Raw genomic sequence first — 15556 nt, forward strand, 5'->3', positions numbered from 1 at the left:
AACAGCGAAATGCGCGTTGCCTTGTTGCTATTTACAGTTCGCTGGTGTCGTTTCGATCTGCGATTTTTTTTAAGTTTTCGTGAATTTTAAATAGTACGATCAGTAGCTCGCACCAGATTCGAGCTCCCACTGCGCCCGCAATGAGTATCCCGGCTCCAGCGAAAAAACCACCGCCGTAAGAATTAAACATGGTGCCTACGCCTGATACTAAAGCTGCAAGCAGCATCAGCCAGTAAACAACTGTGATAATTTTGGGGGTGAGCATGGAGTCGAAGAAAAAAAGATCTTTCATTGAATAGCTTCCTTGTTATGTAAGTTAGAAACGCCTTTATGCGTCTGAATTAGCACACTGTTAAAACAATGCAGCCGATGAACTATAAAGTAGTTTCGCTTGTAATTACAAGGTGTTATATGCAATGTAAAAAACAAGAAATTGGAATATCACGGAGAAGCATCGCGCTAGGTTACTCATAGCGCAACTGTAGGTCTAAAGCGTGTAGATAGCGCTCTTCAGTTGCGAGATCTGCACTAAATATAAGCTTATTTTCAAGCCATCCTTCGGGGAATGTTAGCCGTATGCTGTTTGCCTTCACTTTCACGCTAACGGGGGGGAGTATGTCGTCCTGACGCTTTATGTTTAACAGCACCGCTAAGCGCAAAATAGCGATTAATTTGTGTACCTGCTCTGCGGGATGTTGGGTAAAATCTGCAATCTCGCTTGGGCGAATTTTTTTACGGTAGTAACGTACTAATGTAGCCATTAGTGTTTGTTGCTCTTGATTAAAACCGGGTAAGTCAATGTGCTGTAAAATATAGGCAGAGTGGCGCTGGGTGCCATGAGTGTTGATTTGCAAGCCCACTTCATGGAGCAGCGCCGACCAACCTAACATGCTCTTGAGCTCTTTGGTGGCAATATTCCAGCTATCTTTACATTGTTGATAGATATCCATGGTCACACTATGCACTCGTCTCGCTTGTTCTATATCAACATCGTATCGCGTCGCAAGACTTTCAGCAGAGCGCTGGCGTACGTCAGGGTGGGTCAACTGGGTTTCCATTTCATATAAGACCCCTTCGCGCAATGCCGCTGAAGAGAACACCATATGGTCAATATTCAAGCTTTTGAAGATGGCAATTAAGATTGCCAAACCCGCAGCGAAAACAGGCTTACGATCTTCACTCATTTGACTGATGTTAAGCTTATCTAGCGTGCCGGCCTCGCAGCTGATTTTCACTAAACTGGTAAGTTGTGACAGCGTGACTTTGCCTTCGGTGGATTTGACACTGTCATTTTGCGCGATTTGAATAATATTGCGAATAGTGCCTGAGGTGCCAATACAGCTTTTCCAGCCTGCGCGTAGATAGGCTTTGTCAATCATCTCCAGTTCTTGCTGGGCTGCGGTGATAGCACGTTCGAACGACTTGTTTTTCAGCTCATTGTTTTTGAAAAACTTTTTAGTGTAACTGACACAGCCCATTTGTAAGCTGCGCAACATCTTAGGTTCAAACCCTTGGCCAATAATAAATTCAGTCGAGCCGCCACCTATATCGACCACTAACCGTTGGCCATTGTCATGGTTGGTATGAGCGACGCCTAAATAAATTAAGCGAGCTTCTTCGGCGCCACCTATCACTTCAATAGGGTAGGGAAGAATATTACGTGCTGCGCGGATAAAGGTTTTGGCGTTGCTGGCTTTACGTAAGGTATAGGTGGCGACGATTCGTACATTCTCTGGTGGGAAGTCCTGCAGGCTCTCAGCCACTACGTTGAGGGCATCTAACCCGCGTTGTTGGGCCTCGTCATCAAGGTGGTAATCACTGCTCAAGCCCTGCGCTAAACGCACTTTTTGTTTAACCCTGTGCAGGATCTGAACTGATCCTGCAACGACGCGGGCGACTACCAAATGAAAGCTGTTAGAGCCAATGTCTAATGCGGCAATTTTGCTGGTGTCTCTTACTTCTACACCATCAAATGGCGCATTGTCATTGGGCATCTTTCTTTTTTTCCTGCTGTTTAATGTACTCATACGTCTCTATTTGGGAGCGCAGCTTTTTGCGATTACCACGACGTACGTATTTGTTCGATTGATGTTGGTCAATGATACGGGCTTTAAGGGTATCTTGAAATTGAATTTCGAGAATATCCAAAATTTGCTTGATGAGCTTGGGTTCGTATATGGGGCAACCCACTTCGATACGAAAATCCATGTTGCGGGTCATCCAATCCGCGGATGAGATAAACACGCGTTTATCGCCAGCATTCTCAAACACCATAACTCGAGGATGCTCTAGGAATCGGTCAACGATGCTGATTACTGATATATTTTCACTCAACCCTTTGACGCCAGGAACCAGTGAACACATCCCTCGAATAATTAAACGAACTTTCACCCCTGCTTGACTGGCTTTGTACAAGTCATCTATTAACAGTTGGTCATCCAAGTTATTCAATTTTAGCGTAATCCCAGCGCTCAAGCCTTCTTTGACGTTCTGTATTTCTTGCCTGATCAACAGTTGTATTTTGGTACGAGCATTAATTGGCGAGATCTGTAAATGCTGGAATTTTTGGCGACGATAAGGCTGCTGAATAAAGTTAAAAACGTTTTCTGCTTCTAATGCCAATTCTTGATTGCGGGTAAATAAACTGAAATCAGTATAAATTTTAGCGGTTTTTTCATTGAAGTTGCCTGTTCCGAAGTGAGCGTAGTGGATCAGCTCACCCTTTTCTTCACGGCTGACTAAGCATAACTTACTATGGATTTTTAGCGCGTGCATACCAAATACGACTTTAATGCCGGCATCGGTCATGGTTTTAGACCAGCTAATGTTGGCTTCTTCGTCAAAGCGCGCTCTTAATTCAACCACTACAGTGACTTTTTTACCGTTATCGACTGCATCAATAAGCGAGTCTATGATGCGCGAATTCTTAGCCACGCGATACATATTCAACTTAATTTGCTTAACTTTAGGGTCAAAAGCCGCTTGGCGCACAAACTCAGTCACATGCAAGAAGCGATGGTAAGGATAGTAAAGCAAGATGTCCTTTTCACTGATCGCATCGAACACAGTGTTGTGGCGGGCAAAATCGCTCGAGGTGATGGCCGGTAGTTTAGGATTTTCCAAGTAGTCACGGCCGACATTTGGAAAGCCAATAAAGTCTTTAAAGTTTCGGTAAGTACCGCCAGCAATTAGGCTATCGTAAGAGGATATCTTTAAGCGTTTCTTCAGGTTACGTACCATGTCACTGGGCATCTGCTCGTCGTATACCACCCGCACGGGCTCGGCAATCAAACGTTGTTTCATGCTTTCTGACATTTTCTCCACGTAGCTTTCTTCAATTTCATCGTTTATGGAGTATTCAGAGTCACGAGTCATTTTGAAGGAATAGGCTTCACCGGATTCAAAATCGACAAAGCCTTTAAAAATGCTTTCAAGATTGAGTCGTATAATGTCATCGAGCAATATAATATATTTCTTTTTACGGCTATTTTCCGGGGGGATCACCACAAAACGTGACAGGGCATTGCTGGGCACTTCAATTGTCGCGTATTGAGTACTCTTGCCGCTATTGTTAATCGCTACATATAAATAAGTGGCTGAGTCATTTAAGCGAGAAACGAGGTTTACTTTGCTATGCAATAATATGGGGGCGATATGGCGCAGTACTTTATTTTTGAAGTAATTCTTTAGCCAAGTGGTTTGGTATTCGGACAACTTTTCATCTTCAAGTAAGAAGATATTATAGCGAGCGAGTCGAGCAACAACGTCTTCACGGACGCGCTCAAAGTCTTCTGTCATGCCTAAGACTTTTTCTTGGATTTGCTCCATGAGTAGCTTAGTTTTATCTGCTTTTTCTGTTTCGCCCTCATCTAAGTGGATGTAAATTTTGCGTTTAACATCCGCCACTCGAACACGGTAAAACTCATCCATATTACTTGAGTAAATACCGAGGAATCGAATCCGTTCAACAATAGGATTTTTGCGATCTGCTGCTTCTTGAAGAACGCGTTGATTAAACGCCAGCCAACTGATTTCACGAGAAAAGTAGATATTGGGTTGAGAATTCATTACGTCTTAATTGTCAAAGTAAACAAAATTTGAGCGATATAGTGTCAATTGTGTATGACGAATTTATGACAGCCATATCGCAGCCTTGTGCGCCTTGCTCACCGCAGACTTAGGCTGCACATAACAGCCAAGCCTAGTATTAATTTATTTTGTCGCTGTTGAGCTTATATCAACCACCAAATCGTTGGCGATGGACTCTAATTCATCACTTAACTCATCCAAATCGAAACCCTCTTCTATGGCAACTAGTGCTTTAGCTTTAAACAGTAAACCACCCCAATTAGGTGCGCTGTCGCAGGTGGAGTCGAATTTAACAATGTTGAGGTTAAAGCGATTTAAAATAGTTGTAAGTTCTTGCACGATCCCAGGCTTATCATTGCCCATAATGTCTATTTGAACCGTTTGAGTGTGCGGGGCAAGGTTAATATCCCCTTCGACCAAGTTAATAGAGAGATCCGGGTGGGTAGAAAATTGCTCTATTAATTTAGTTTGTTTCTCTTCAGGCAATTGAATTTCGACGAAGCCAGCGAAGTGACCTGCCATATAGGACAAGTTACTGCCTAGCCAATTTCCACCCAATTTGAACACTGATTGAGCAAGTGAGTCGACCAAGCCGCGCTTATCCTTACCAACAAGTGTAAAAATCAATGATTTCATATTAATGAACCTCGCGTTAAAGTGATGCCCTAAGTATTGAGATTTAGCATAGCGTAGAATCATAGTGAATGTGTGTAATTTTTCCTTAATAATCAATTGATAGTATAATATAGACCTTCCAAATTTGGCTATGATGGCCGAGCAAATGTGACAGTTTATTGAAATACCAATTGAGCGCTATTATTACCATGTGTTGTAAAACTGATACGAAAAGCACGTCACTGTCATGTTACTGTCATTTTTCTTCAGGTATCATGCGCGACGATTAAATTCGAATTGTAGTATTTAAACCATAGAGATACTTAACGTATGCCAACAAACACATTTCTTGGGGTTTTCGCAAAATCTCCCCTGAAGCCGCTTGAAGATCACATTAAAGTGGTGAATAAATGTAGCCAAGGGCTGCTTCCATTTTTTAATTCTGTTTTCGCCGGCGATTGGGAAAAAGCAGCGCTATTTCAGAAAGAAATTTCTAATTTAGAGAAGCAAGCTGACACGCTTAAGCGAGATCTTCGCATCAGCTTGCCCCGCGGTATTTTTATGCCAATTCAGCGTCAAGACGTTCTTGAGTTGTTGACTCAGCAGGACAAAATTGCCAACAAAGCGAAAGATATCTCTGGTCGTGTGTTAGGTCGACACATGGATATTCCAGTGGTCATGCGTGAAAGCTTCATGGCTTACTTGGAGCGTTGCCTAGATGCAACCAAACAAGCAAAACGCGTGATAAATGAGCTAGATGATTTACTTGAAACTGGGTTTCGCGGACGCGAAGTGCGCTTAGTAGAAGATATGATTGTCGATCTAGATAAAATTGAAGATGATACTGACGTCATGCAAGTTGCTGTTCGTAGAGAATTATTGGAATTAGAGTCACAGCTTAACCCGGTTGATGTCATGTTTTTATACAGCATCATCGAATGGGTTGGGGAGTTGGCTGATATTTCAGAGCGAGTTGGTTCAAGACTCGAACTCATGTTAGCCAATTAAGAGATAGCATTAATGGATATTTTACAAACATACGGCTTCACACTAATTGTTGTAGCCGCTTTGGTCGGTTTCCTCATGGCATGGGGTATTGGTGCAAATGATGTAGCAAATGCCATGGGCACATCTGTTGGCTCTAAAGCCTTGACTATCAAGCAAGCGATTTTGATTGCTATGGTTTTTGAATTTGCTGGCGCTTACTTAGCGGGGGGCGAGGTAACCTCTACCATCCGCAAAGGTATATTGGATTCTACCTTCTTTATTGATAGCCCTGAATTACTTGTTTACGGGATGATATCTGCATTACTCGCAGCGGGTATTTGGTTGGGCTTTGCTTCGTATTTAGGCTGGCCGGTGTCGACCACACACTCAATTGTGGGCGCATTAGTGGGTTTCGCTGCTGTGGGAGTAAGTGCTGATGCTGTTGCTTGGAATAAAGTAGGAGGCATAGTCGGTAGTTGGGTCATTACTCCCGCTATATCGGGTTTCATTGCTTTCCTTATTTTCCAAAGCGCGCAAAAACTTATTTTTGATACTGATAAGCCATTCAATAACGCTAAGCGTTATGTGCCTTTTTACATGGCTGCAGCGGGCTTTGTGATGTCGTTGGTGACGATCAAAAAAGGCCTAAAGCATGTTGGTTTTGAAATTGGTGCCGCAGACGGATATTACGTCTCCATCGCCATCGCCATTTTGGTAGGGATTATCGGCAAGTACGCAATAAATCGCATTAAATACGATGAAAAAGCAGACAAGCGTACCCACTTTGCTAACGTTGAAAAAGTGTTTGCTATTCTGATGGTCGTGACGGCATGTTGCATGGCATTCGCCCATGGTTCAAACGATGTCGCCAATGCTATTGGGCCGCTGGCCGCCGTCGTTAGTATCATTCACAATGATGGTGAAATAACCAGTAAAGCCGGGTTGGTCTGGTGGATCTTACCATTAGGTGGTTTAGGCATTGTTGCAGGTTTAGCGCTTTTTGGTCATCGGGTTATTGCTACCATAGGGAACGGTATTACTCACCTCACTCCTAGTCGTGGTTTTGCAGCAGAGCTTGCTGCTGCATGTACCGTGGTAATAGCGTCTGGTACTGGCTTGCCTATATCAACTACACAAACCTTAGTTGGGGCCGTATTGGGTGTGGGAATGGCGCGTGGTATCGCTGCGATTAACTTAGGCGTAGTGCGCAACATAGTGGTGTCTTGGGTGGTAACCTTGCCCGCGGGCGCTGGCTTGTCAATATTGTTCTTCTTTGTCCTTAAAGGCATTTTCGCCCCATAAAGGAGAAACGTTGGCGGGCAACCGCCAAAATGGAAACAGAACCCGTGTACTTCCAGTCTTAAGGCTAGGTACAGGTTCTGTTTTTTTATATTTGAAATTCACCTGAAAGAAAATTTAGTTCTTTGGCATGACTGTAATATAACCGTTATAAAACTGTCATATTATGGTCAGCTAATCTAAGTCTTTTATGAAAATAGTTGAATGAAACCAAGTGCTTTATCGATAATTTGTGCATGTGTGTGGACGCTAATTAGCGCCCCTGCAAACGCTATGCGCGACTATATCGATGTGGTTGGCTCGTCAACTGTGTATGCCTTCTCCACGGTCGTGGCTGAACGTTTCGGCAAAACCTCACAGTTTCATACACCAAAAATTGAATCTACCGGCTCTGGTGGAGGGTTGAAACTATTCTGCCAAGGTGTGGGGATGAAGTTTCCTGATATTGCCAATTCATCTAGGCGCATCAAACCATCAGAAATTGATCTGTGCCAGCAAAACGGTGTTAACGAGGTGATCGAAATCTTGATCGGATTTGATGGGATCGTGCTTGCGCAAAGTAAATTGGCTGAACATATCCAGTTAACACGCCGCGAACTTTACCTAGCATTGGCTAAAAGCGTGCCGAATCCAGATGGTAGTGCCACTACTATCGATAATCCGTTCATCACCTGGCAAGACATCAACCCTAGATTGCCAAACATCGAAATCGAAGTGTTTGGTCCTCCACCGACCTCAGGCACAAGGGACGCCTTTTCTGAATTGGTACTCGATTATGGTTGTCATACCTTTGACTGGTTAGCACAGATGAGTGAGCCACAAAGTCAGGCACAGACGTCGTCAAGAGAAGCAAGAACCCGAAAAAACCAGCAAAGACGCTTATGCCGGATGTTACGAGAAGACGGCGCATACATTGATGCAGGGGAAAATGATAATTTGGTTGTGCAAAAATTAAATGCCAATCCAAATGCGCTGGGTTTATTGGGCTTTAGCTTTCTTGATCAGAATAGAGATCGCATTAAAAGCGCTAAAATTGATGGATTCTCACCGAGCTTTAGCTCTATTGCCAATGGTGATTACCCTATTTCAAGGCCACTCTACTTTTATGTTAAAAAAGCACATATTGGTATGATCCCAGGAATAGAAGCGTTTATACGCGAATTTGTTAGTGATAATGCGTCCGGCGAAAGTGGTTATTTGCCGCGCAAGGGCATGATCCCACTGTCCAAATCAGAACGCCAAGCCATCGAATATCGAATCAACGCCCTGCACACAATCATGCATCAATAGATAAGATATACGAGCTATGAAAACCCCGACTCTCATCATTTTGACCCTACTATGTGCTGCAGGCGCTTATATTTTAGTGCGTAATCGTGCCTCGGATATCGCCTACCGTGCTGGCAAGAAGCCTGCGCTTCATTCGTTACCCTATTACTACGGTATGCTTAGCGCACTTTGGTGCGCCTTGCCTTGCTTGTTAATTGTGTTTGTTTGGACTGTCCTCGATGATTACGCAGTCCACGCCGCCATTGTGAATTTGTTACCAGAATCGGTGCAAGCCTTGCCCGCAAGCGAAATTGATTTAGTGGTCAACACTGTCATCAATCTAGCCTTGTATCCTAATGCGTTGTTAAGCAGCAGCACGCCAGATTACTTAATTCAAGCAGGGCAAGATTACTTGCGATGGCAGCAACTTAGCCAGCTTAGTCTGACGGTCGTGGTGTTGGTCAGTTTGTTTTTGGCTTTTTCATTATGCTGGGCGCGAATAAAGCCCAAAGTGAAGGCGCGTCAACAAGTTGAGCGTATATTCCAATGGGCACTCCTACTGTGCGCTAGCATCGCTATTTTGACCACTATCGGTATTGTGCTATCGGTATTATTTGAATCCTTGCGGTTTTTCCAATCTGTGAGCTTTTTTGAATTTATATTCGGTACACATTGGAGCCCTCAGACAGCCTTGCGTATTGATCAAGTGGGCGCTTCCGGTGCTTTTGGGGCGGTTCCTTTGTTTGTTGGTACATTGCTGATTTCTTTTATCGCCATGCTAATTGCTGTACCCGTTGGCTTAATGTCAGCTATTTATTTGTCTGAATATGCCACTCCACAATTGCGTGCCATCGTCAAACCCATGCTTGAAATTTTGGCGGGTATTCCTTCGGTTGTGTATGGTTTTTTCGCGGCACTCACCGTGGCACCGTTTATTCGTCAATCGGGCGGATTTTTGGGCTTAGAGGTATCCTCTGAGAGTGCGCTAGCAGCAGGCTTAGTGATGGGCGTGATGATCATTCCGTTTGTGTCATCTTTATCCGATGATGTTTTAAAGGCGGTGCCTCAGTCGCTACGTGATGGGTCATTAGGATTAGGGGCAACCCAGTCTGAGACCATCAAGCGAGTGGTTATTCCCGCGGCGTTGCCGGGTATTGTCAGTGGGGTGTTACTGGCGGCATCACGGGCGATTGGTGAAACCATGATAGTCGTGATGGCGGCCGGTTTGGCCGCGCATCTTACGGTAAATCCACTCGAGTCAGTGACGACCATTACCGTGCAAATAGTCACGCTATTAGTAGGTGATCAAGAATTTGATAGCCCTAAAACCTTGTCTGCATTTGCTTTGGGCTTAATGCTGTTTACCGTGACGTTAGCACTTAATTATGTGGCCTTGTATGTGGTGCGCCAATATCGTGAAGAGTACGAATAATCATGCGCAAGGCCAGTCATAAATCGTCCACTGCTAAGGTGCCTAGCACAATCGACCTAGTTAACCGTAATCTTGCTAAACGTAAGCGCGCAGAATGGCGTTTCCGTGTGTACGGCATCGGGGCCATCCTATTCGGTTTTATCTGTTTGCTCATTCTGTTTACCGATATTATCAGCAAAGGACACGGGGCCTTTTTCAAGACCCAGATTCATTTACAGATTCATTTTAACCCCCAGCGGTTGCAGGTATTACAGCCCGGTGCTATCGAGCAATTTAACAATGCCAACTACGATAATGTTATCCAGGACGCCCTATTTGCAGATAATGCACGTATATCACCAGCATTATTGAGTGCTGTGGATAAGAGGCAACTGCTGAGTTTGATCAGTACCGGAGCGGTGTACAGCCTGAGGGAAACCTTGACTGATTCACCTGGCGTACTTAACCAATCTGTCGGGGTATGGCTAACAGTCGATGATGATGTGGATAATTACGTCAAAAGTCTTGCCCATGGCGGAGAGGGTTACACTGGCCGTTTAAGTCAGCAGCAGCAAAGTTGGGTAAACCGCTGGATTGAAAACGGGCAAGTAAGGCAAACATTCAATACCACTTTCTTTACTTCAGGTGACTCCCGAGAGCCAGAGCAAGCAGGTATTCGTAGCGCACTAATGGGCTCTTTATATATGTTACTGGTTACCATTGGCTTGTCGTTCCCCATTGGCATTGCCGCCGCTGTATACCTAGAGGAATACGCGCCTATAAATAGAGTGACTGATTTCATTGAAGTGAATATCAACAATTTAGCCGCAGTGCCCTCAATTATTTTTGGGCTGTTGGGGTTAGCCATTTTTATCGGATTTTTCGATATGCCGCGCTCAGTCCCGTTAGTTGGGGGATTGGTATTGACCCTGATGACCTTGCCAACCATTATTATTTCAAGTCGCGCGGCGATTAAAGCGGTTCCATCCTCGATAAGAGATGCAGCCTATGGACTTGGCGCATCGAAAATGCAGGTTGTGCTTCATCATGTTTTACCGCTTGCTATGCCCGGGGTGTTAACCGGCGCTATTATCGGCTTCGCTCAAGCATTAGGTGAAACGGCCCCATTACTCATGATAGGTATGGTGGCATTTATTGTGGATGTGCCTGCGGATTTGATGGATCCGTCAAGTGCTTTACCAGTACAGATTTTTCTGTGGTCTGATAGCCCAGAGCGAGCCTTTGTTGAGCGTACCTCAGCGGCGATCATGGTGTTACTTGCTTTTTTAATTTCAATGAATGGCTTAGCGGTTTGGTTGCGCCATCGTCTTGGTCGCAGTCATCAATAGTAGGAATAGATAGTGAATTCAAAGTCAGGATATAACCGTTTGTTCGACCCTATGGCTGAGACAGGGCAGGCCTTAGATTTTTCTCAGCATGGCCTGGGGCAAAAAACCGTCGGTAACCCTTTTTCAGTCAAGGCTAAAATGTCGGTGCGTAATCTGAATGTGTACTACGATGACAAGCAGGCTATTCATGACGTGAGTTTAGATATTAACCGGAATGAAGTGATGGCGATGATTGGCCCTTCAGGTTGCGGTAAATCGACTTTTCTGCGCTGCCTTAATCGCATGAATGACACCATAGAAAACTGCAATGTTAATGGTGAAGTCACACTTGATGAGCAAGATATTTATCATAAAAAGCAAGATGTTGTACCGCTGCGAGCGAGAGTCGGTATTGTGTTTCAAAAGCCTAACCCGTTTCCTAAATCGATATACGAAAATGTGGCCTATGGGCCAAAAGTCCATGGGCTTGTCTCACGACGTGCCCAGTTAGATGAAATTGTCGAAGACAGCTTACGTAAAGCTAGCCTGTGGGATGAAGTAAAAGACCGCTTGTTTTCTCCAGGTACCGGCTTATCTGGCGGGCAACAACAACGTTTGTGTATTGCGCGCACGATAGCGGTAAGCCCAGAAGTTATTTTAATGGATGAGCCCTGTTCAGCGCTCGACCCCATTGCAACGGCTAGAATAGAAGAGTTAATGGCGGAGTTAAGCCAAAACTTTACCATCGCCATAGTCACGCACTCTATGCAACAAGCCGCTAGGGTGTCGAGTCGAACAGCTTATTTCCACATGGGGCGGCTGATCGAAGTAAACGACACGCGCCGCGTATTTACCAATCCAGAGCATGAGCTTACCGAAGCCTATATTACCGGCCGATTCGGTTAACCTAAGGAGCACCATATGGAACGCCATATTTCTCAGCGCTTTGACTCTGATTTAGAAGCACTGAAAAGCCAAGTCCTAGAAATGGGCGGCATAGTTGAGCAACAGATTATCGATTCAGTCAAAGCGATAGAATCCGTCAATCGACCTCTAGCCGAACATGTTCTGGAAGTTGAAGATGATGTCGATCGCCGCGAGGTTTTACTCGACGAAAATTGCACCATGATTTTAGCGTGTCGCCAACCCGCAGCATCAGATTTACGTATGGTGCTATCAGTTACTAAGATGACCCGTGACTTGGAAAGAATGGGCGATGAAGCACAGAAAATCGCTCAAATGGCCATCGCCCTAAGTGATGATGGTGCAGCGCCAGGTGGTTACGAAGAAATTCGTCACATGGGGGCTTTAGTGCAAAAAATGGTGAATTCAGTGCTAGATGCATTTGCTCGTTTCGATGCAGACAAAGCCTTAGATGTCGCTCGCGCCGATACCCAAGTAGACAGAGAATATAAGTCTGCTATGCGTGAAATTGTTACCTATATGATGGAGGATCCGCGCTCTATTGGCCGTGTTATGAATATTTTGTGGGCCCTTCGTTCAATAGAGCGGATTGGTGATCATGCACGCAATATCGCTGAGCACATTATATATCTGGTCAAAGGGTATGACGTGCGTCACACCAGTGTGCACGAAATAGAAAAGAGACTTAACAAGCCTTAAACTCTCTTGTTTTGGCTGAAACGCGCGCCTGAAACGCGCATTTCAGCGATTCTAAGCTAATACTGCCTTTCGTTCGATAGATTAGCTCTCTCCAACACTCCACTTTTCATAAATTATTCACATAACTGTCATTTTGTCATGCAATCGTCACAAAAGTGTCATACATTGCGCGCAATTCAGTACAATGCCCCATATACTGAACATATGAGCAAATACCGTATGTTTATTGGGCATTGATAAAACAAAGTAAGCCGTAACATCGATACCTATAGTGTTAGCCAATGGCATATGCAGTCAGGGACAATCAGACACGAAGTCATCAGCAATTTGATTGGTATGTATCATTGCCCTTTGCAGAAGTTTACGGCTGCGTAATTGGAACTCGTTTGTATGAATATTAAATCCTCCTTGATTGCTTGCGTCTCGTTAGCCGCCCTGTTGCCTATTAATGCCATTGCACAAACTATTACTGATGAAGATTTAGGTGCGCTTATCAAACGCATAAATCAGTTAGAGCAAGAAGTGCGTTCATTACGCAGCGAACTGGACTCTGTTGGCTCTAAGCAGGTTGGCTTAGCGCAAAAAGAACAGAAACAAGACCAGAACAAGGGCGTTATTGTGATTAAAGATGACTCAGACGATGAACCTTCTGTCTCTTTTAATTGGAAAGGCGCCCCTGAAATTAAAGGTGACGGCGGGTGGAGTGTTAAACCCAAAGGCCGCGTGCTTTATGATTTCAACAATCTTTCATCTGTGCCTTCAAGCCTTGATATACCAGGAGAAGGCCTTTCCAGTGAAGCTAGGCGTCTTCGTTTTGGGATCCAAGGTACGATGCCTGGGAGCTTTGGTTACAAACTTATCGCTGATTATCTAGATGGCGTTAAGCTGACGGATGCATACTTTACCTACGAAGATGGACCGTTAACTCTCACGCTTGGCCAGCACAATACTTTCCAAGGGCTTGAAGAGCTATCAAGCAGTAATGATACTAGTTTTGTAGAGCGCGCAGCTTACACAGATGCTTTTGGTTTCGAGCGTCGAGTAGGCCTTTCTGCTACCTACAAGCTCAATGACTTTCTACTCGAAGGTGGTGTGTTTACTGATAACATTGATGATTTAGACGATGGTAATAATTCGTTTAGCGTTGATGGTCGAGTTAGCTACACAACTGTGATTGACGATACTTTTATTCACTTAGGTAGTTCAGTGCATGTGCGCGACTTAGGTAATGAAATTGACAGTATTCGTTATCGCCAGCGTCCGTTTGTTCACAGTGTTAATACCCGCTTTATCAATACAGATGACATTTCAGGGGCAACGGATGAATTGAGTTATGGCCTTGAAGCGGCGGCAATTGCTGGGCGTTTTCATGTCGTAGCTGAAACCCATTGGGCCCACGTGGCCCGTTCAGAATTTGCTGACCCGACCTTTTTTGGTGGCTCTATTGAAGCTGGCTACTATTTAACTCAAGACACGCGCGAATATAAAGGTGGGGTCTTTAAAGGTGTGAAAGTAAACGATCCTGTAAGCAATGGTGGAACAGGGGCGTGGCAGATTAACTTTCGCTTTGACCGACTGGATTTGGTTGATGCAGGTATAGTGGGCGGTGCACAGGACGCCTACATGGCATCGCTGATTTGGACACCGGTAAATGAAGTGCGCTTCTTGTTTAATTATGCTCATCTGTCCTATACGGATGCCCTTAATATTGTAGAAGGGGCACCAAATGACTTTTCTGTGAATGTGATTGGTTTACGAGGGCAACTAGGGTTTTAATTAAGCTGGTGCGGGCACCTCTTATCGTCATCTTTGACGCTAAAATGCACTTGCGAAATGCCTGTAACTTGTCAAATTAACAGCAACAAATCTGGGCAATGCTGTTGTCAGGAGCGGCTTTAGCATTTATTGCATAACTTTTACATTTGAGTGATAAAAAGAATGCAAAATCAACAAGAAACGCCTGCATATTTGATTTAAACTTCGTTTATCAATCGTTTTTTTTAATGAGTCTTACATGAAGTGGCCTAATCTTAAACACCTGCATTATCTTGTCACCTTGCACCAGGAACAGCATTTTCACCGAGCTGCTGATCATTGCCACGTAAGCCAATCCACATTGAGCACTGCCATTCAGAATTTAGAAGAGCAGTTTGGCTGTCAGTTACTTGAGCGTGAACACAAAACCTTTGTTTTTACGCCTTTTGGATTGGAGCTGGTTGAGCGCAGCCGCCGCTTGTTAAATGAAGCCAATGAGCTGGTAGATTTCGCCCAAACGGCGGGTGATTGGCAATCTGGTAATTTGAAAATAGGCGTGATCCCTACCATTGCGCCGTTTTTTTTCGAGGGTTTGATCAGTGCTGTGCAACAAAACTTGCCTGGTATCACGTTACAGCTTCAAGAAGACACCACCACTAATTTATTGAGCCAGTTAAATGAAGGTATTTTGGACCTACTGGTTTTAGCCTTGCCCATGGAAACACCGGGCTGCAAGCAGTTAGTGATTGGCCATGACCCGTTTCATTTAATCGCCCATTCTGATTTGGTGGACACCCTGCCAATGCCTATGGATGTGTCTGCATTGCCCGCTAAAAGTGTCTTTTTGCTGCAGCAGGAGCATTGCATGACCGGGCACGCGGTAAGTGCCTGTAACCTGCGTCACAAAGAACAAGTCAATACACTTGCCGCCAGCAGTTTGTATACTTTAGTGCAGCTGGCTAACAGTAAACTGGGCTTTACTTTTATGCCTGAACTAGCGATACAGAATCATATTCTGAGCACATCCAAATTGGTCTCGCTACCCGCAGAAGACAGTGCTTATCGCGAAATTGGTTTAGTATGGCGCAATGCAACCACACGCGTTCGCTTGTTTCGCTATCTAGCAGAATTGCTGGCTCCTTTGACACCGATCCCCACCTTGAAAAAATAAATGTTCTTT

At 44.5% G+C, this 15556-nt stretch carries 13 protein-coding genes; 9 read left to right on the top strand and 4 right to left on the bottom strand.

All coding sequences use genetic code 11. The annotated features are described in order from the left end of the window. Positions 1–31 precede the first annotated feature (31 nt). The 4 genes from GMES_RS19315 to GMES_RS19330 all read right to left on the bottom strand — a co-directional run bounded on the left by GMES_RS19315 (position 32) and on the right by GMES_RS19330 (position 4725). The gene (locus GMES_RS19315; protein WP_006994489.1) at positions 32–292 is read right to left on the bottom strand and encodes a DUF4282 domain-containing protein; all 261 of its coding nucleotides are present in this window, start codon (positions 290–292) and stop codon (positions 32–34) included. 172 nt (positions 293–464) lie between these two features. Further along, positions 465–1994: an exopolyphosphatase gene (gene ppx / locus GMES_RS19320; protein WP_006994490.1), complete on the bottom strand. Its 1530-nt coding sequence runs from the start codon at positions 1992–1994 to the stop codon at positions 465–467. Next, entirely contained in the window at positions 1984–4068 is a 2085-nt protein-coding gene (gene ppk1 / locus GMES_RS19325) for a polyphosphate kinase 1 (RefSeq protein ID WP_006994491.1), read from the bottom strand. Before ppk1 ends, ppx begins: the two co-directional genes overlap by 11 nt. Positions 4069–4212: 144 nt before the next feature. Continuing rightward, on the bottom strand, positions 4213–4725 hold the full coding sequence (locus GMES_RS19330; RefSeq protein WP_006994492.1) for a glycine cleavage system transcriptional repressor: 513 nt from the start codon (positions 4723–4725) through the stop codon (positions 4213–4215). Between the two features lie 309 nt (positions 4726–5034). On the opposite strand from GMES_RS19330, the gene GMES_RS19335 reads away from it, so the two are divergent. The 9 genes from GMES_RS19335 (at position 5035) to GMES_RS19375 (ending at position 15547) form a co-directional block, all read left to right on the top strand. Next, on the top strand, positions 5035–5712 hold the full coding sequence (locus GMES_RS19335) for a TIGR00153 family protein (RefSeq protein ID WP_006994493.1): 678 nt from the start codon (positions 5035–5037) through the stop codon (positions 5710–5712). Between the two features lie 12 nt (positions 5713–5724). After that, positions 5725–6993: an inorganic phosphate transporter gene (locus GMES_RS19340; RefSeq protein ID WP_006994494.1), complete on the top strand. Its 1269-nt coding sequence runs from the start codon at positions 5725–5727 to the stop codon at positions 6991–6993. 201 nt (positions 6994–7194) lie between these two features. Next, entirely contained in the window at positions 7195–8280 is a 1086-nt protein-coding gene (locus GMES_RS19345; RefSeq protein WP_006994495.1) for a PstS family phosphate ABC transporter substrate-binding protein, read from the top strand. Between the two features lie 16 nt (positions 8281–8296). After that, the gene (pstC, locus tag GMES_RS19350; RefSeq protein WP_006994496.1) at positions 8297–9691 is read left to right on the top strand and encodes a phosphate ABC transporter permease subunit PstC; all 1395 of its coding nucleotides are present in this window, start codon (positions 8297–8299) and stop codon (positions 9689–9691) included. A gap of 2 nt (positions 9692–9693) precedes the next feature. Continuing rightward, on the top strand, positions 9694–11019 hold the full coding sequence (gene pstA, locus GMES_RS19355; RefSeq protein WP_006994497.1) for a phosphate ABC transporter permease PstA: 1326 nt from the start codon (positions 9694–9696) through the stop codon (positions 11017–11019). 12 nt (positions 11020–11031) lie between these two features. Further along, positions 11032–11904, top strand: a complete 873-nt coding sequence (gene pstB / locus GMES_RS19360) for a phosphate ABC transporter ATP-binding protein PstB (protein ID WP_006994498.1) — start codon at positions 11032–11034, stop codon at positions 11902–11904. Between the two features lie 15 nt (positions 11905–11919). Next, positions 11920–12621, top strand: coding sequence for a phosphate signaling complex protein PhoU (gene phoU / locus GMES_RS19365; protein WP_006994499.1), 702 nt, complete (start codon positions 11920–11922; stop codon positions 12619–12621). A 390-nt stretch (positions 12622–13011) separates the two neighbouring features. Beyond that, positions 13012–14397 carry an OprO/OprP family phosphate-selective porin gene (locus GMES_RS19370; RefSeq protein ID WP_006994501.1) on the top strand — a complete coding sequence of 462 codons (1386 nt, stop codon included), beginning with the start codon at positions 13012–13014 and terminating at the stop codon, positions 14395–14397. Between the two features lie 238 nt (positions 14398–14635). Continuing rightward, positions 14636–15547, top strand: coding sequence for a hydrogen peroxide-inducible genes activator (locus GMES_RS19375; RefSeq protein WP_006994503.1), 912 nt, complete (start codon positions 14636–14638; stop codon positions 15545–15547). The last annotated feature ends 9 nt before the right edge of the window (positions 15548–15556 follow it).

It is taken from the genome of Paraglaciecola mesophila KMM 241 (assembly GCF_000315015.1).
In the GTDB taxonomy this organism is placed as follows: domain Bacteria; phylum Pseudomonadota; class Gammaproteobacteria; order Enterobacterales; family Alteromonadaceae; genus Paraglaciecola; species Paraglaciecola mesophila.